This window comes from Microcystis sp. T1-4 (genome assembly GCF_000297435.1).
GTDB lineage: Bacteria > Cyanobacteriota > Cyanobacteriia > Cyanobacteriales > Microcystaceae > Microcystis.
This window is the reverse complement of the sequence record NZ_CAIP01000249.1, coordinates 1-17,543: the sequence shown is the minus strand read 5'-3', so window position 1 is coordinate 17,543 and position 17,543 is coordinate 1. Positions and strand designations below refer to the sequence as shown.

The following is a 17,543-nucleotide window of genomic DNA, read 5'->3' as shown; positions in this document are numbered from 1 at the left end:
GAACAAGCGATCGCATCCTACGATCGAGCTTTAGAAATTAAACCCGATGACCATGATGCTTGGAACAACCGAGGGATTGCGTTAGCTAATTTAGGCAGATTTGAACAAGCGATCGCATCCTTCGACAAAGCTTTAGAATTTAAACCCGATGACCATCAAGCTTGGTACAACCGAGGGGTTGCGTTAGATGATTTAGGCAGATTTGAAGAAGCGATCGCGTCCTACGACAAAGCTTTAGAAATTAAACCCGATTACCATAAAGCTTGGAACAACCGAGGGATTGCGTTAGGTAATTTAGGCAGATTTGAACAAGCGATCGCATCCTACGATCGAGCTTTAGAAATTAAACCCGATTACCATGAAGCTTGGTACAACCGAGGGGTTGCGTTAGGTAATTTAGGCAGATTGGAAGAAGCGATCGCATCCTACGATCGAGCTTTAGAATTTAAACCCGATGTCCATGAAGCTTGGTACAACCGAGGGGTTGCGTTAGGTAATTTAGGCAGATTGGAAGAAGCGCTCGCATCCTTCGATCGAGCTTTAGAAATTAAACCCGATGACCCTGAAGCTTGGTACAACCGAGGGGTTGCGTTAGCTGATTTAGGCAGATTTGCAGAAGCGCTCGCATCCTTCGACAAAGCTTTAGAAATTAAACCCGATGACCATCAAGCTTGGTACAACCGAGGGGTTGCGTTAGCTGATTTAGGCAGATTTGCAGAAGCGCTCGCATCCTTCGACAAAGCTTTAGAAATTAAACCCGATGACCATCAAGCTTGGTACAACCGAGGGAGTGCGTTAGATGATTTAGGCAGATTTGAAGAAGCGATCGCATCCTATGATCGAGCTTTAGAAATTAAACCCGATGACCCTTATGCTTGGGATAATCGAGGATATGTTTTAACTTGTATGGGACGATATAAAGATGCACTAGAATCTTGTGATCGTGCTATTAAAATTAATCCAAATGATGCTAATCCTTACTACAATAAAGCTGTTTGTTATGGCTTACAAAACAATGTGGAATTAGCTATCGAAAACTTACAACGCGCCATCAATCTTGATGTCGAATATCAGGATATGGCGAAAACGGATAAAGATTTTGAGCAGATTCGGGGAGATGAGCGGTTTCAGAGTTTCCTAAATCGAGTATAATAATATATATTTGTATTTTAGCTAAGGAGATATTCTATGACTAACACCTACACAGCTATCATTCAGCCAGACGGAGATTGGTGGATTGGTTGGATAGAAGAAATTCCGGGAGTTAACTGTCAAGAAGCATCTCGTGATCAGTTATTAGAAACCCTAAAAATTACTCTTAGCGAAGCATTAGAATTGAATAAACAGGAAGCAATTGCCGCTACTAGGGGAAACTACCAAGAAGAGAAAATTGTTGTATGAAACGCAAACAGTTTATTGATCACGTCCTGTAGGGGCGAAGCATTCGGATAGGAAATCTACGGTTTCAGCGATAAGTTATTGCCCGAATCTTCGCCCGTACTTTTTCAGCAAGTCCTAGCCATTCTTGGTAGTTTAACCCCCAATTAAATAAAAGATCTGCGATTCCAAGACATACTAGAGTGATAATTATCACAATTGGGCAATTCAGCAATGGGAAAAAGTTGCCAAACCTTTATTAACTTGTGAGGCAGTTATCACTGAATCCTGTTTTATTTTGTGAAGTAAATAAAGAGAGAAAATTATTCATGTCAAAAAAAACTATTGATCTCAATCAAGTACAGTTAACTTTACAAGAACTACTTGCCTTAATAAAGGTAGATACTGAAATTATTATAACCGAAGGAAACAAGCCTGTAGCTCGTCTAATTCCTTGGGGAGATACTGAAAAAACAACGTCTGAAACTCCTTCTCCTAAGTTACGACAACCAGGACTACACGCTGGAAAAATTAGGACTAGCGAAGATTTTGATGAGCCACTTCCTGAAGAATTTTGGACAGGTGAATCATGAAATTTCTTTTAGATACCCATACATTTATTTGGTGGGATAGCGAACCAGAAAAACTCTCTCAAAGAGCTTTAGAACTGTGTAGAGATCCTAGTAATACGCTATTACTTAGTATTACAAGTATTTGGGAAATGCAAATCAAACTACAACTAGGTAAACTATCACTCAAGATACCTTTAGCAGAAATGATTAATACTCAGCAGGAAACTAACCAAATTGGCCTTTTCTCAATTACAGTCAGCCATGTTTTAGCTTTAAATACTTTACCTAACATCCATAAAGATCCATTTGACCGCTTGTTAGTTACTCAAGCTAATCTTGAAAATGCTAGACTGATTAGCCATGATTCAATATTAGCAAAATATCCTGTTCAGATAGATTGGTAGATAGTTTCAATATCTTCGAGATTCGAGAAGAGATAAGCTAAGACGCATTTAAACCGCTTATTTTTAAATTAGCCGAACCTCCCCCAATCCCTTTACTGTTGCCTTTTGCCTCGTCTCAACAAGCAATTTAAATTACGAACAGCTTACCTTTTTTCCTCTCATGGTGGCATAACGTCTGTTTCTGGGACTTTTTTGGCTAAAAAAGCGCAAAACCATTGTCTAGTAATGCTTCCAGTTATATTCAGCTAACCCTAATTAAATCTTCTAGCTTTTTGAGATCAATGCCGGTAGCGGTCGTTATCGGGGAACATCACCTAGTAATATTTTTGTATTACTAGGGCGCAGAATCTGCACCCTAGATACCTTACCATCTTAGCGGGTTAAGGCCGCGCCTCTTTCGTACAAAGTGCGGGCATAATCGGTCCAAGTACCCTGGCCCCAATAACGAAAACAACTGGTTTGCAGGAGCAAATTATAAAGCAGTGCCTCCAGATAATCCGGTCGTCGGGTGAAGCTAGAATCCGCCTGTACCAAAGGATCATATTTCTCGTGGAATTGAGCGCTTAATTGGTTCATCGGTTCCAGGACATTTTCGTAACCGCGCACCCAACTGAGATCATTTGTCCAAGATGCCCCATCCATGCTAAAACGGTGGTCGGTCTGTTTTAACTCAGCGATCGCCTGTTCCACTGCTTCCGGGGTAGCGGCATCGGGATTAACTCGCTGCCAGATTTTATGCTGGTGTACGGCTTGAATTGGCGGATAATCTTGGGGATTAACACCAGCGGCCTCGATTAACTCCAGATATTCCGTGCCGTTAAATCCTGCCACACTGGAACCTCCCCGCATTTCCCGCCAAGGAGTGGGAAAATCGCGAGGAAATTCATTCATCATCACGCCACCATTTTCACCGTCGGCAATCTGGGAACCAAGGGAAGGAACCCAAAGGCCGCCGATTTGCTGTTTACCGTGGGATTTGGCCTCGTGGTAGGGTTGCATTTGGGCGACCAATTTGGTGTCGGAACCCTGGGTTTTAATCAAAGCAGTAATCGCAATCACTTCACCGCGAGAATTACGGGCCACCAGGCGATTAGGAATATATTTTTGTTCCTGACTCAATCCCGAACCGTCGAGATTTTCCACCGAGTGTTCCTGTACCAATAACCAACGATAGCCGCATTCTTTCAGAGCTTTAATATACTCGTAGAGGGTATCAGGATGGTTAGGAAGGTGCATTTCCGGGGGAGAGAACCCTTTGACTCGTTTCAGAGCATCCGGGCCAAAAATCGAGGCAAAATAGGTTTGCCATGCTTGCATCTGTAATTTTAGATCAGGAATCGGTGTGGAAGGGGCTACCGCATGACTCCACATCGTCCCCAACCATTCCACATAGGGTTGATATTGACTGTTACAGGTGATTAATTTGAGTTTATCGAGGATATCCTGCCGTCCCATCTGTACCAAACCCCAGAGGAGATTGCCGGAATAATCGAGCATAATCCGGGGATTACAGCCTTCCGCCACCAATTCCGGGATAAAATCGCCCATGCGACTGTAACACCAGGCAAAAACGCTGGCATTATGGTTATCACCATCCCCTTGATGCTCGAACATATACTGGAGATTGCAGATTAATTCACCGTTAACACCCGCGGGGATGGTGGGTTGGTGCATATGCAAGGCACAGGCAAAACCAGCCTCAATATTGTCTAATTTGAGATTTGTCGTCGGTAAAAAGATCGGATCATCGTGATTGACAATCGCCGCGATTTCCTGTTCCCAACCGCAAATAGTCGGTAGTCCGGGGCGGATTTCCGTCATAGCGTTCGATTTCGATGATACGGGTGTAGCGATCATAATTTTTCAGGCGAATAGATTGAGATAGTTTGTCCCCACTCTCCCAGGGACAACTTTTTTTTACTGGCAACAGGTCACTCTTGACTGTTCACTGCTAACTGAGCTAAGAGCGCGAACTTTATCCTATCCCATTTATACTGGGAGTACCCCCCCTCCCGACACAAGCCTTCGTAACTCGTTAAAAATCAAGATGATTCTTTACTGAACTTAACCGATCCTCGCACTATGATCCAAACAACTATCCGCCCTTTTACCTGTAAATTCTAACCATGTTCTCGGCGACTACCGAAATTCTTGTTATCTTCTTCCTCATCCTCCTCAATGGAGTCTTTGCTCTCTCGGAAATTGCCATTGTCTCGGCCCGCAAAATCCGTTTGGAACAATTAGCCAGAGATGATCGACGGGCGGCGGTGGCCTTAAAATTGGCCAATGATCCCAATCAAATTTTATCGACGGTGCAGATTGGCATTACCCTCGTGGGAATCTTTGCCGGGGCCTACGGAGGAGCGAATTTGTCGGCAAGTGTGGCGAAATTATTAGCGCAAGTTCCTGTTTTAGCCCCCTACAATCAAGCTTTGGGATTAGGATTAGTGGTGTTAATTATTACCTATCTATCCCTGGTGGTGGGGGAATTAGTGCCGAAACGTTTAGGTTTAAGTAATCCCGAAAAAATCGCTATCCTTGTTGCAGGTCCTCTCGATCGCTTATCGAAAATTGTTTCGCCTGTTGTCCATCTTTTGAGTCAATCGACTAATCTGATTCTCGGTTTGTTGGGGATTAGCGGTAATAATAATGATTCCCCAATTACGGAGGAAGAATTGAAAATTATGCTTAAACAGGGAACCGAAGCGGGAACCTTTGAGGAAGCAGAACAGGATATGGTGGAAAGGGTGTTAGGATTGGGCGATCGCCGAGTCAGTCAGATTATGACCACGCGTCCGGATGTTGTTTGGCTAGATTTGGAAGATGGTGCCGAAATTAACCGCCAGAAGCTAATTGAGAGCAATCATACCCGTTTTCCCGTGTGTCAGGGCAGTTTAGATGAGGTTTTGGGGGTAATTGAAGTCACAGACTTATTAGCGGATTGTTTAACCGGTGAAAGTTTCGACCTAACGAAGGATTTACAGCAGCCGCTTTTTGTGCCGGAAAGCACTAGGGGTTTAAAGGTTTTAGAATTGGTGCAGCAAAGTGGTCATCATATTGCCTTGGTAGTGGATGAGTACGGGGTGATTCAAGGATTGGTGACGCGCAAGGATATTTTAGAGGCAATTGTCGGCGATTTACCCCAATTAGATAATATTGAAGATGCTCAGATCGTGCAGCGGGAAGATGGTTCTTGGTTGATCGATGGCACAGTGGCGATCGAAGATTTTAAAGAATTATTTGAAATCAGTGAATTACCCGGGGAAAAACAGGGCAATTATCACACTTTAGGGGGTTTTATTATTACCCATCTTGGCAGGATTCCGGGGGCTGCCGATCATTTTGAATGGCAAAGGTTGCGTTTGGAAGTGGTGGATATGGACGGTAATCGCGTCGATAAGGTGTTAGTTACGCTCTTGTTGGATGATTTGTAAGTAATTGTTAGTAAATATCTAGATTATTTTAAGCTTGTGAAGACCGATACAATTTTTTATCAACTCTTGCAAACTTTTCCTGGTTTAATTTTTGAATTACTGGGAGAATCAACCCAGAAAGCTGAAAATTATCAATTCTCCTCCCGAGAAATCAAAGAATTAGCTCGTCGTTTTGACGGTATTTTTTTACCGACCACAGCAGCACCGGAACTAATTATTTACTTTGTTGAAGTGCAATTTCAGGATAAAAGTGATTTTTATTGGCGGTTTTTAACAGAAATTGTCATCTATCTCAATCAGTATAAACCCGTTCAGGATTGGATGGCTGTAGCTTTATTTGCCTCCAGGGATCTCGATCATAATTTTCCCTATCAACTGCGGGGATTTGAGATAACGGGACAGATCAGACGTATTTATTTAGATGAATTAATCGATAGTCCAGATTTGTCTCTGGGTTTAGGAATTATTCAGTTAATCGTCGCTACACCCCAATTAGCACAGCAACGAGGAAAACCACTTTTAGAAAAAGCGATCGCTCAAATTGATGATCTAGTTTTCCAGCAAAAAGTTATAGAATTAATTGAAAGAACCTTAGCCTATAAATTTACTAATCTTAGTCGCACGGAGTTAGAAGCTATGTTCGGATTAGATGATCTCAGACAGACTCGACTTTATCAAGAAGCTAAAGAAGAAGGTCGTGAAGAAGCTAAAACTGAAGCGATCGCTGGTTTACTAGCTTTAGGTTTAAGTATAGAACAGATTGCCACTGCTTTGCAATTAGAATCTACCAAAGTACAAGAGACGGCAGCCAAATTATCCCCCCCAAATTAGAAGGATAAATTATCAAGTTTCTCCCTGATTTTACCCTATTCATTCATATTACGATAGGTAGCCACTGCCGAGGGAGAAATGCGATTGAGATAACGGAAAATCCAATATTTTAAGACTGTATCCAAGATAACGGGAAAAGTGGCGATAAAGAGAAAATTAAACTCGCGATTTTCCGGCAAACCGAAATGACGACTTAAACCTTCTAGGATCACTTCCCAACCGTGGGGAGAGTGGAAACCGACAAATATATCGGTAAAGAGAATAATTAAAAAAGCCTTAGCTGAATCGCTAAGATTGTAGAGAATGCCATCAAGAAAAGACTTGACAATCTCGATTTCCCGACGACTAAAAGCGATAACAAAACCAAAGGCAATCAGGGAACAAATATCGGCGAAAATATTAGCGATCGCATTTAAACCTCGTTGGCGAAATTCTTCACTTAGTACCGCCGCTTTTTTAGTAATTTCTCCCTCGATTTCTTCGTTAGATAATTTGGGTGCTAAACCAATCATACCTCGAAAATGTAAAGCTTCCTCAAATCTTCTCAATTCCGAAAAAGCTTCTTCTTCTAAATCCTGATTGATAAAAATAAACTGTTCATGCCGTTGGAAATATTTATTAACCAAGGGGGTAATCAGGAAAGTTTTGGTTAATTGTTGGGTTAATAAAGGAACAATAATTAACAGTAAAATAAACTTGAGAGAAATGGCTGTTTTATAACGAGAATTGCGAAATTTCTTTAAAACTGCCTCCTCGGATTCCTCCGCTTGCGGATCGATTTCCTGTTTAATGCGATTAAAAGTATTGACAAAAGAACGGGGTAAAACCCCTGGTTTTTCCGTAGCTTTTTGGGATTTATTACTTTTGATTATTTCCTCCTCTTCAGGACTACCGGCCGCTAAAAAAGAGCGATTTCTGGAAGTCTTATTTTTGTCTGTTTCCTGCTCAAAATTTCGGTTCTGGAGACTTTTGGGGACATCTTCAATATCTTCTTGCCAATAATTACCTTGATATTTTCCGATAACACTATCGATAAACTGAAGTTTTTTCAGACAAACATCTGTGGTGACAGTAATCACCCCATTATTAATTGTCGGTTGATTGGGTCCGAAAGTATTAACGATCGAGCGACTAGCTTTAAACTCAGTCAATCTGACTTTAATTTTTTGCAGATAACCTTTAACTTCTGCGATAAAATAGGAATTAGTGGTAGTGCCATAATTCGAGAACCCATTGGCCACTTTTCGCCCTTGAAAATGCTTGTCTTCTATCTCCTTAATCTTCAAAGCTGCATGATACGCCTCATCTAAAGAACGTTCAGGAGTTTGTAATAACCATTGATTAACACCTTGCAAAATCCGATTAAGATTCATAGAAAACAATTACTTCCACAAGGAAAAAAGCTAGAGTACCGATCAGTCATCTTAACAAATACAATCGAGAAAAAACGATGTCAATCATACCAATTTGGATCGAAGGTGGCACGAGATCAGGAAAAACCACCGCTTTAGTCGGGGAATTTCGGCGCTGGGTGTCTCGCGAGCGCTCAAAATCATCCCCCCTTCCCCGATCGATCTTAGTTTTCGCTGCCAACGATGATAATAAACGGGAATTAGCCGATCAATTAGCCGTTGCCGTTAAGGGTAGCTATCCGATTCTCTGCAAAACCCCTTTAGGTTTTCTCACCGATGAAGTCATCCTGTTTTGGCCGTTAATTTTCGAGTTTTTGGGGCTAAAAGCGCAATTTCCCCGCCGATTACGCCCAGAAACGGAGCAGGAACTCGCCACCCGTCTCTGGCAACCAGCGATCGCTAAATTCTTCCAGCTTACTAGCATAAATGAATATCGTTTCGTCCGTCAAGTTCTCGATCTGTTACAATTAGCCGGCGCTAGTGGTGTTCCCGCAGAAAAGATACCGGAAAGATTAGCCGAGGGATTATCAGAAACAGATTTAAAACGAGTTTTAGCGATTAATGAGCAGGAAACACCAGAAAAAGTGGGAGAATTAATCATTCAATGGCGTGATTGGTCTCTAGAACGTGGTTTATTAAGTTATGGTATCATCTACGAACTCTATTGGCGCTATTTATTCCCTGATAGTCGTTATCAACAGCAACTATTAAAACGCTTCCGGGCAGTTTTTGCGGACGATGTGGACGATTATCCGGCTATTGCCAAGGATTTACTCAGTTTTTTCCTCGATCATGATTGTTTTAGCGTTTTTACCTACAATCCCCAGGGAAAAATCCGCTTAGGATTAACTGCCGATCCCGATTATCTACAAAAATTAGCAACACGCTGTCAAATTATGCCATTATCTACCACTAAGGGGTTAGCTGCTCAGTTTAGCGAGACGATTCTCTCCTTAGTCAGCGACGGTAACTATCTTGGCAATCTTCCCGATCAATTCATCTCCCTGCAAACCACCTCTCGCGCTGAATTGTTACGGAAGACAGCCACAGCTATTATTCAAGCAGTCAAGCAAGGAGCAGTAAAAGCCGAAGAAATCGCCGTTATTGCCCCCGGTTTAGACGAAATCGCCCGTTATAGCCTGATGGAAATTTTAACCGGTGCAGGGATAGCCGTTCAACCCCTCAACGAACAACGACCCCTGATCAGTTGTCCTCTGATTCGAGCATTATTGACCCTTCTCGCCCTTGTTTACCCAAATTTGGGGCGTTTAGCCCCCCAAGAGGCCCTAGCGGAAATGCTGGTGATTTTCAGCCGTTATCGCTGGGATGAAGAAGAGTTAATTCCCGATATCGATCCGGTCCGCGCTGGATTAATTGCCGATTATTGTTATCAAGTGCATCCGGAAAATCCCCGTTTATTAGTGAGCGAAACTTTTCCCCGTTGGGATCGCTTAGGACAAAAAGCTTGTACTGCCTACGAAAGAATTTGTCACTGGATCGAAGGGATGAAAAAACGGCAGCAAGAAGCCAAACTTTTCCCGATTTTTGTCTTAAATCAAGCGATCGAACAATTATTAAACGATGGGGAAAATTTGCCCTTCGATCACTTGGCAGCTTTGCGAGAATTAATGGAAACTGCCCAACATTTTTGGGAGATTGATCGCCGTTTGCGTGAGAGTGAACCCTCTTTTCAAAGTCCCAGCGACACTATTAGTCAGTTTATCCAACTTTTGCGCCGTGGTACAATTACCGCTAATCCCTATCCTGTGCGACAATTTATTAAATCTTCCTCGGCAGTTACCCTAGGCAATATCTTTCAATATCGTTCTTTTCGTTCTAGTCATCGTTGGCATTTTTGGCTAGATTGTTCCTCTCCACTCTGGGAACAAGGAGGTGCTGCTACTCTTTTTGCTGCGCCAATTTTTTGGCGAGAAAGTCCCTATCAACGCTGGACAACAGAAGCAGAATTAGAGGAAAATCAGTCCCGTTTACAGAGAGTTTTAAGGGATTTATTAGCAAGGGTAAGCGAAAAAGTTATACTCTGTCACAGTGATTTAGGAGTATCGGGAACCGATCAAACCGGACAACTTTTATCCTTAGTACAAGCGGCAAAAGAATATGATTAGGTACTAGAACAAAATTAACTTTTTGGTTAGGATAGGCACTCAGGCAATAGGCAAGAGGCAAAAGGGGAAATAAATAATCAGTTTTTAATAACTATATTTAATATAAGGCCTTTTTGGGTTGTAAATTAAAAGCTACCAACCCCAGACCACAAAAGGGTTCTATCCAGCGATAAAAGTTTAGCGAATCAGCAAAACTTTTGATCGATGATACCAGTTTAGTTTTCATACCTTAACATTTAATCGGTGGAACAATGACGATTGTTTTCATTGGCAGTTAATATCAACTTAAATGAATACACTGGGGGAAACATTGAAAATCTATCCTAAAATTTTACCTTAAGCTTTACTAATCTATCGCTTGCCATTAACAATTTCTGAAACCACACCCTTAGAACCAATTTTACCAACTAAATCAGCTTGTTTCCTGTTGTTAGCTGACATTAAGTGTAATAATACTTCCTGTGGTGAAGCTGGTTCGGGTTGAGGTTGTTTGACATCAAAATCCTGAATAATTGTCGCCATTAATTTAACCATCGCGGTTTCTTCTGGTAGTCGATCCTGTTTACTCATTAGATTAAGCAGAAGATGACGCGCTTGCTCATATTCTTCTTCATTTTCAATAATCTTGGGTTGAAATTTAGTCAACAGTTGATTATAAATATTGTCATCAAGTGCTAGAGTCATTTTTCTTTCGGTTAGACTGAACTTTTTGGGTGTGTTACTGCTTAACTTAAACCAGCGATTTTAACCAACTGTACCAAGCATCTAAACCTTCTCCTGTGGTAGCGGAAACTTGAAAAACTTTCAAATTGGGATTAACTTGATAGGCATAATCTAAACAGCGATCGAGGTTAAAATTAACGTAGGGTAGTAGGTCTATTTTTGTCAAGATCATGACTTGAGAAGCGTGGAACATATAGGGATATTTAATCGGTTTATCTTCTCCTTCGGTGACGGAAAGAATGACGACTTTGGCATTTTCTCCCAAATCAAATAAAGCAGGACAAACTAGATTACCGACATTTTCGATCATGACTAAAGAATTCATCGGTGGATCGAGTTCGATTAATCCTCTCTCTACCATTGATGCTTCTAAATGACAACCTGTTCCGGTGTTAATTTGGATAACCTGACAACCGGTTTCACTAATTTTTTGGGCATCATTGGCAGTTGCTTGATCTCCCTCAATCACACTGATAGGAATAGCGGTTTTTAAATCGGCAATTGTGCGAGTTAACAGGGTAGTTTTTCCCGAACCGGGAGAAGAAACCAGATTAAGAGCAACAGTTTTTCTCCCCTTCAACCAACCGCGATTTTGTGCCGCTAACAGATTATTTTTTGCCAGCAGATTTTGCTCAACTTGGAGAATGTTGCCATGAATTTGAGCGTGAATTTCCGCGGGATGATGGGGATGCTCATGATCGTGATCGTGATGGCTATGACTAATAACAGTACCATCGGCTAAAATATGTTCATGGGTTCCCGTTTGCGGATTAGTTACCGTCACTTCCGAGTTATCAGAACAACCACAGGTTACACACATAAGGATTCTGTCTCCAACGATTTGAGATTTAATTCTTGTCCCTGTAAAATGATTATATTGCGACTACCACATCGATCGCAGATTCCGTAGGGATATTCTAGTTCTAGCTCATTTCCGCAATCTTGGCACTGTCCTAAACCAGAAATTTCCAGAATCTCTAACATTGCCCCCTCTATATTAGTACCTTGACAACAGGTATCAAAACAAAAAGCGATCGATTCTGGCATAATTGCCGTTAGTTTACCAATCTCTAACACCACGCGCTTAACTTTCATCCCTCGGGAATGTTCTAAGGCAAGTTCGATAATATTTTGGGTGATTCCTAGTTCGTGCATTTTCAGTTATCAGTGATCAGTGATCAGTTATCAGTTATCAGTTATCAGTTATCAAGGAAATTTCAACTAAAACCCCAAAACCCCAACTATTTGAGGGTTCAAAACAGCAAAAATAAGGATTAAATTGCCTAAAATCTGTAAATAGACCATTTAATTGATTATTATTCATTTTTAATTCTCCTGACTACTGACTCCTGACTACTGACTACTGACTCCTGACTCCTGACTCCTGACTACTGACTACTGACTCCTGACTCCTGACTCCTGACTCCTGACTCCTGACTACTGACTCCTGACTTCTAACCCTAACAACAAACTTTTTCAGCAAACCCTAATTAACATATTCTCGGTAATTGTTCACCGACTAACATATCGAGAATCCTTTTAGTGCCGAAAGGGGTTTTTAAGTAAACTAAATTGGGGGGAGAAGCGACGACTTCCCCGATAGAAGCGGCATTTTTACCGTCAGGATGGGAACGCATCACTGCTAAAACGCGATTTTCCGCCTCCGGAGGCACGACAAGGACTAATTTGCCCTCATTTGCCAGATAAAGCGGTTCTAAGCCCAATAATTCGCACATTCCTCGCACTTCTTCCCGGATGGGGATCGCCGTTTCCTGTACCTGTATTCCCACCCCTGAACTTTGGGCAAATTCGTTTAAAACCGTGGCTAATCCGCCTCTAGTGGCATCCCGCATCGCTTTAACTTCCGGGCAAACGGCCAGAATTGCAGAAATTAAAGAATTCAGGGCTTGACAATCGCTTTCGATTGTGCATTGCAGGTCTAATTCGCCCCTAGCAATCAGAATGGCGGCTCCGTGATCCCCCAGAAAACCGTTCAGCAAAATGCGATCGCCAACTTGTAAATTATTCGCCCCGGAATTGATTCCAGCCGGAATTACTCCCACTCCAGAGGTATTAATAAATATTTGATCTCCTTGTCCCTTGGGAACGACTTTTGTATCCCCAGTGACGATTTTTACTGCTGCTTTTTCGGCGGCTATTTTCATGCTGGTAACGATGGTTTTTAGGGTGTCGATAGATAAACCTTCTTCGAGGATAAAACTACAACTGAGATAGAGAGGAATTGCCCCACCGACAGCCAAATCATTAACAGTTCCATTGACTGCTAAACTGCCAATATCACCCCCCGGAAAGAATAGAGGAGAAACCACATAGGAATCGGTGGTAAATGCCAAGCGATCGCCTATTCCAGCCAAATCTTTAATCTCAAATCGGGCTTGATCTTCAAGGGTTGCCAGTAGGTTATTATCAAAGTTATTAACGAATATCTCGTTAATTAAATCCCGCATTGCTTTGCCACCACTGCCATGGGAGAGAGTGATATTTGTGTCGGTAATTTTTGTTTTTTTTAATTTTAAAGAAGCTGAAGGAGCGCTAGTCATAGGTGAGGTAGGAAGTTTTCATTTTGGCGAGTCGCTGGTCGATAGCAAATTAGGTTAGACTTTATCTTGATCAGAAACGCTAGTGAAATTTAAAGACGATCAACGCGGCACAGATTCCAGTTTACCTTCTTTTCGTCTGAACATCTCCCCCTGGTCAGGGCGCTATAGCTGACAGTGAGTCGCTATAATAGAGTTCGCCGATCGCTAACTTCTCCCTCGGTAAAATCTCTATGACTGGAAGACTGAACAAGCTACAACAAGATTTAAAGAACATAGAAACGGAAGTGGCAAATTTAGCCGAAAAAATGCGAGAAAAATACCGAATTTATCTTGATTTACTCGGTGAATCTCTCTATAAACAGGAGATCGGGGCAGTGTATTATATCTGTACCCGTTACTATGGGGGGGAATTTCTGGCTCTCTCCCACAGCAATCGTCAGAAACTGCAAGAGGAGATCAAAACTCTAGGACAAGAGGCTAAAGCCAGTTTACAGCAATTGGGTGAGCGGAGCTTCGATCGAGGGGCATTTTCAGGGGTAGGATTGCCAAAAAGTCCAGCAGAGACAGTTAACACCCCAGATTTCTTGAAACTTTTTCTAAACAAACCGGAAAATCTAGCCGCAACTGGAGAGATTAATAACCCCGATATTTTACTCCATTGTTGTCGAGTGCTGGAAAAAAACTGTATCGAGATTCTCAATCATCTCTCTAAACAAATTAATCAGCAACTACAAAAAGCTTATATTCTTCCCCCTCATCTACCCAGTCAAATTATCGATATGGCAATTGAAGCGGGAGAAGAAAGACAGTCTCTAGGGGGAGGAAATAATATGTTAAACATTCTAGTGGAAGCTAAAAACCCTGAACCAGAGGAGGAAAAAGATGAAGATGAAAATGATGGGGATGATCAGGATTTTTCAAGCGGCAAAGTTACTAAAGTAACGGCAATTCATCTACGAATGGCTGAACTGGAATTTGCTGATGCTCGCTTAAGTGTCGAAAGAAATCAAATTCGCTCCCTTTGGGAACAATTAAATCGTCTAGGAGAACAATATCATCGTATTCGCAAAGAATATACTATCGCTCAAGCGGAAGCGGCGTGGCGCAGTAGTTGGTATGATTAATCAGTTATAATTAAACAGAGGTATTAGGGAAACATAATACTAGGAAATTTGGAGTCAAGAGGCAATTATGAAAGGGGAAATACCCGACTGGGTGAGATTACAAAAAGCCTTATCTGTGGAAGCGGAAAAAGGTTATCCAGATCTTCAGGGAAATCAATACCGTTTTAGCGAGTTTTTGTGTCTTAGTTTCGGGGATAATCCTCCCGTGGGAATTGCCACCAGTGAGAGAAATCGCTGGCGAGAATTAGCCCAAAAATTTGCCCAATATTCCCAATTTAATCCCAAACAAAGACAACAATTAGTCGTCGAAACTCGCAATTTTTTGCAACAATTACGGCAAACTTTAGAAGCAACCCCTACCCCAAAAGAACCAGCTGCGGCAAAAATTATTAATACCACTCCCATCACGGCAAAGGCTAATTCTCCACGGCAAGTTACCCTCGAACAACCCTTGAAATATCTAGCGGAAGTGGGAGAGAGAAAAGCCAGTCTTTTAGAAAGATTAAACCTCCACAAAGTTGAAGATTTATTATATTATTATCCCCGGGATCATGTGGATTACAGTCGTCAAGTCAATATCGCTAATTTAACCGAGGGGGAAACGGTAACTTTAGTGGGGAATGTCAAGCGCTCTAATTGTTTTACTAGCCCCAAAAATACCAAGTTAGCTATCTTTGAATTGCTCTTACAGGATCGCACTGGACAGATAAAATTAAACCGTTTTTATGCGGGAACTCGCTATACTAATCGTGCTTGGCAGGAAGGACAAAAAAAACTCTATCCCGTCGGTTCGGTGGTGGCGGTTAGTGGTTTAGTCAAAGCGGGAAAATATGGGTTAACTTTAGAAAATCCTGAATTTGAATTATTGGACAGTTCTGGGGCAAGTATTGAGTCCTTAAAAATCGGGCGTATTCTGCCGGTTTATCCCCTCACCGATGGAGTACCAGCCGACCTAATTAGGAAGGCTGTAGTCGCCGCTTTTGGGGCAGTAGAGGCGATAAAAGACCCCCTACCTTTCGGTCTAAGAAAACAATACGGATTAATCGATTTAAAAACAGCAATTACTAACATTCATTTTCCCAATAATTCCGAGAGCCTCAGTCAAGCGCGACGGCGATTAGTCTTTGATGAATTCTTCTTTTTACAATTGGGTTTTCTGCGGCGGCGGCAACAGTATCGTCAGACACAGAAAAGTGCCGTTTTTAGTGCTAGGGGTCAATTAATCGATCAATTTAATCAGATAATTCCCTTTCAATTAACCAATGCTCAAAAACGAGTTATTGAGGAAATTTTAGAGGACTTAGATTCTAGCACCCCGATGAATCGTCTGGTGCAGGGGGATGTGGGTTCTGGCAAAACAATTGTCGGAGTTTATGCTATTTTAGCGGCCCTACAATCCGGTTATCAAGCGGCATTAATGGCTCCCACGGAAGTTTTAGCGGAACAACATTATCGTAAGTTAGTTAGCTGGTTTAATCTCTTACATTTACCCGTAGAATTATTAACTGGTTCCACAAAAACCGCTAAACGGCGAGAAATTCACGCCCAATTAGAGACAGGAGAATTACCACTTTTAGTGGGAACTCATGCCCTAATTCAAGATGCAGTTAATTTCCGCAAATTAGGTTTAGTTGTTATTGATGAACAGCATCGCTTTGGGGTACAACAAAGGGCAAGATTATTAAGCAAAGGAGAGTCTCCCCACGTTTTAACCATGACAGCAACACCGATTCCCCGTACTTTAGCTTTAACCCTACATGGGGATTTAGATGTGAGTCAAATTGACGAATTACCCCCCGGCAGACAACCGATTCAAACCACCGCTTTAAATGGGAATCAAAGAAGGGCTGCCTATGATTTAATTCGCCGAGAAATTGCCCAAGGCAGACAAGCTTATGTGATTTTTCCCTTGATTGAAGAATCGGAAAAATTAGATGTGAGGGCTGCAGTGGAAGAATATCAAAATTTATCAGAAAAGATTTTTCCCAATTTTAATATCGGTTTACTCCATGGTCGCATGAGTTCCGCCGAAAAAGAGGAAATCTTAACAGCTTTTCGCGATAATATTCTGCAAATTATTGTCTCAACTACGGTTATCGAAGTGGGGGTGGATGTTCCCAATGCCACGGTGATGTTAATTGAAAATGCCGAACGTTTTGGCCTTTCACAATTACATCAATTACGGGGGCGCGTAGGCAGAGGTTCCCATCAATCCTATTGTTTACTTTTAAGTGGCACTAATAGTGCTAATTCTCGTCAAAGATTGACGGTTTTGGAACAATCCCAAGACGGCTTTTTTATCTCGGAAATGGATATGCGATTTCGCGGTCCGGGGGAAGTTTTAGGACAACGACAATCGGGTTTACCAGATTTTGCCCTCGCTAGTTTAGTCGAGGATCAAGAGGTGTTAGTTTTGGCAAGAGATGCCGCCGAAAAAATTATGTTAGATGATCCCCATTTAATCACTTTGCCCAATTTGAAACAAGCTTTAGAAGCCAAATATCAACGGATGTTAGGAGCGGATATTTTAACTTGATTTAGATGTTCAGTGATCAGTAATACTAAATCCAGTTATTAAAAACTGATTATTTATTCTCCGTTTTGCAGGAGTGCCTCTCTTGATATGTAGCCCATACTCAACGGATTTAGTATTACTTTCGATTTTATCACTCAATCCAAGCCTTTGGGGGGTTCTACCCCCCAAACCCCCCGCGCATTAGTTTTTCGGTGGGATGCTTACACGCAGCCGCTGACTCATCTGTAATAATTTAGGAGTCACTCCGCTTGCAGGAGTGCCTCTCCTGATCTGTAGCCTATACTCAGCAGATTTAGTATAATCAGTAAACAGTAATCAGCGAAAAGACAGCAGCAAACTGGCATTTGATCAGGCTCACCTAATACATACTGCTCATTCAAAACTTAAAACTCAAAACTTAAAACTCAAATCTTAAAACTCAAATCTTATAACTGATAACTGAT

At 41.8% G+C, this 17,543-nt stretch carries 15 protein-coding genes and 1 pseudogene; 9 read left to right on the top strand and 7 right to left on the bottom strand.

What is annotated here, in order from left to right:
• The 4 genes from MICAI_RS15535 to MICAI_RS15520 all read left to right on the top strand — a co-directional run.
• Positions 1 to 1,152, top strand: a 1,152-nt coding sequence (locus MICAI_RS15535; protein ID WP_039900273.1) for a tetratricopeptide repeat protein, incomplete at its 5' end; no start/stop codon positions are given.
• 36 nt (positions 1,153 to 1,188) lie between these two features.
• Complete coding sequence (locus MICAI_RS15530; protein ID WP_008203790.1) at positions 1,189 to 1,401, top strand: hypothetical protein; 213 nt, start codon at positions 1,189 to 1,191, stop codon at positions 1,399 to 1,401.
• Positions 1,402 to 1,706: 305 nt separating this feature from the next.
• A complete protein-coding gene (locus tag MICAI_RS15525) occupies positions 1,707 to 1,970 on the top strand; it encodes a type II toxin-antitoxin system Phd/YefM family antitoxin (protein ID WP_008203789.1) in 264 nt (87 codons plus the stop codon).
• A complete protein-coding gene (locus MICAI_RS15520; protein WP_008203788.1) occupies positions 1,967 to 2,353 on the top strand; it encodes a type II toxin-antitoxin system VapC family toxin in 387 nt (128 codons plus the stop codon). The genes MICAI_RS15525 and MICAI_RS15520 overlap by 4 nt, the downstream gene beginning before the upstream one ends.
• Before the next feature lie 372 nt (positions 2,354 to 2,725).
• Here MICAI_RS15520 and MICAI_RS15515 read toward each other — a convergent pair whose 3' ends face one another.
• Positions 2,726 to 4,210, bottom strand: coding sequence for a glycosyl hydrolase family 57 (locus tag MICAI_RS15515; protein WP_039900272.1), 1,485 nt, complete (start codon positions 4,208 to 4,210; stop codon positions 2,726 to 2,728).
• Between the two features lie 269 nt (positions 4,211 to 4,479).
• Here MICAI_RS15515 and MICAI_RS15510 point away from each other — a divergent pair, with 269 nt between their 5' ends.
• Together MICAI_RS15510 and MICAI_RS15505 are read left to right on the top strand one after the other, a co-directional pair.
• The gene (locus tag MICAI_RS15510; RefSeq protein ID WP_008203781.1) at positions 4,480 to 5,787 is read left to right on the top strand and encodes a hemolysin family protein; all 1,308 of its coding nucleotides are present in this window, start codon (positions 4,480 to 4,482) and stop codon (positions 5,785 to 5,787) included.
• A gap of 36 nt (positions 5,788 to 5,823) precedes the next feature.
• Entirely contained in the window at positions 5,824 to 6,618 is a 795-nt protein-coding gene (locus tag MICAI_RS15505; RefSeq protein WP_008203779.1) for an Rpn family recombination-promoting nuclease/putative transposase, read from the top strand.
• A gap of 35 nt (positions 6,619 to 6,653) precedes the next feature.
• Here the strand turns inward: MICAI_RS15505 and MICAI_RS15500 are convergent, their stop codons facing one another.
• Positions 6,654 to 7,991, bottom strand: a complete 1,338-nt coding sequence (locus MICAI_RS15500) for a proton extrusion protein PcxA (RefSeq protein WP_008203777.1) — start codon at positions 7,989 to 7,991, stop codon at positions 6,654 to 6,656.
• A gap of 77 nt (positions 7,992 to 8,068) precedes the next feature.
• Between MICAI_RS15500 and MICAI_RS15495 the strand changes: the two genes are divergently transcribed.
• Entirely contained in the window at positions 8,069 to 10,156 is a 2,088-nt protein-coding gene (locus MICAI_RS15495; protein WP_008203774.1) for a hypothetical protein, read from the top strand.
• Between the two features lie 97 nt (positions 10,157 to 10,253).
• Here the strand turns inward: MICAI_RS15495 and MICAI_RS25105 are convergent, their stop codons facing one another.
• The 5 genes and pseudogenes from MICAI_RS25105 to hypE form a co-directional block, all read right to left on the bottom strand.
• Complete coding sequence (locus tag MICAI_RS25105) at positions 10,254 to 10,382, bottom strand: DNA adenine methylase (protein WP_232306212.1); 129 nt, start codon at positions 10,380 to 10,382, stop codon at positions 10,254 to 10,256.
• 110 nt (positions 10,383 to 10,492) lie between these two features.
• Positions 10,493 to 10,840 (bottom strand): annotated as a pseudogene (locus MICAI_RS15490) (type II toxin-antitoxin system HigA family antitoxin).
• Positions 10,841 to 10,886: 46 nt separating this feature from the next.
• Positions 10,887 to 11,699, bottom strand: a complete 813-nt coding sequence (gene hypB / locus MICAI_RS15485; protein ID WP_002796462.1) for a hydrogenase nickel incorporation protein HypB — start codon at positions 11,697 to 11,699, stop codon at positions 10,887 to 10,889.
• Positions 11,690 to 12,034, bottom strand: coding sequence for a hydrogenase maturation nickel metallochaperone HypA/HybF (locus MICAI_RS15480; protein ID WP_002732104.1), 345 nt, complete (start codon positions 12,032 to 12,034; stop codon positions 11,690 to 11,692). Before MICAI_RS15480 ends, hypB begins: the two co-directional genes overlap by 10 nt.
• A 335-nt stretch (positions 12,035 to 12,369) precedes the next feature.
• The gene (gene hypE, locus MICAI_RS15475) at positions 12,370 to 13,440 is read right to left on the bottom strand and encodes a hydrogenase expression/formation protein HypE (RefSeq protein WP_008203767.1); all 1,071 of its coding nucleotides are present in this window, start codon (positions 13,438 to 13,440) and stop codon (positions 12,370 to 12,372) included.
• Positions 13,441 to 13,670: 230 nt separating this feature from the next.
• On the opposite strand from hypE, the gene MICAI_RS15470 reads away from it, so the two are divergent.
• Entirely contained in the window at positions 13,671 to 14,564 is an 894-nt protein-coding gene (locus MICAI_RS15470) for a hypothetical protein (protein ID WP_008203766.1), read from the top strand.
• Between the two features lie 67 nt (positions 14,565 to 14,631).
• Complete coding sequence (gene recG / locus MICAI_RS15465) at positions 14,632 to 17,100, top strand: ATP-dependent DNA helicase RecG (protein WP_008203765.1); 2,469 nt, start codon at positions 14,632 to 14,634, stop codon at positions 17,098 to 17,100.
• Positions 17,101 to 17,543: the final 443 nt, after the last annotated feature.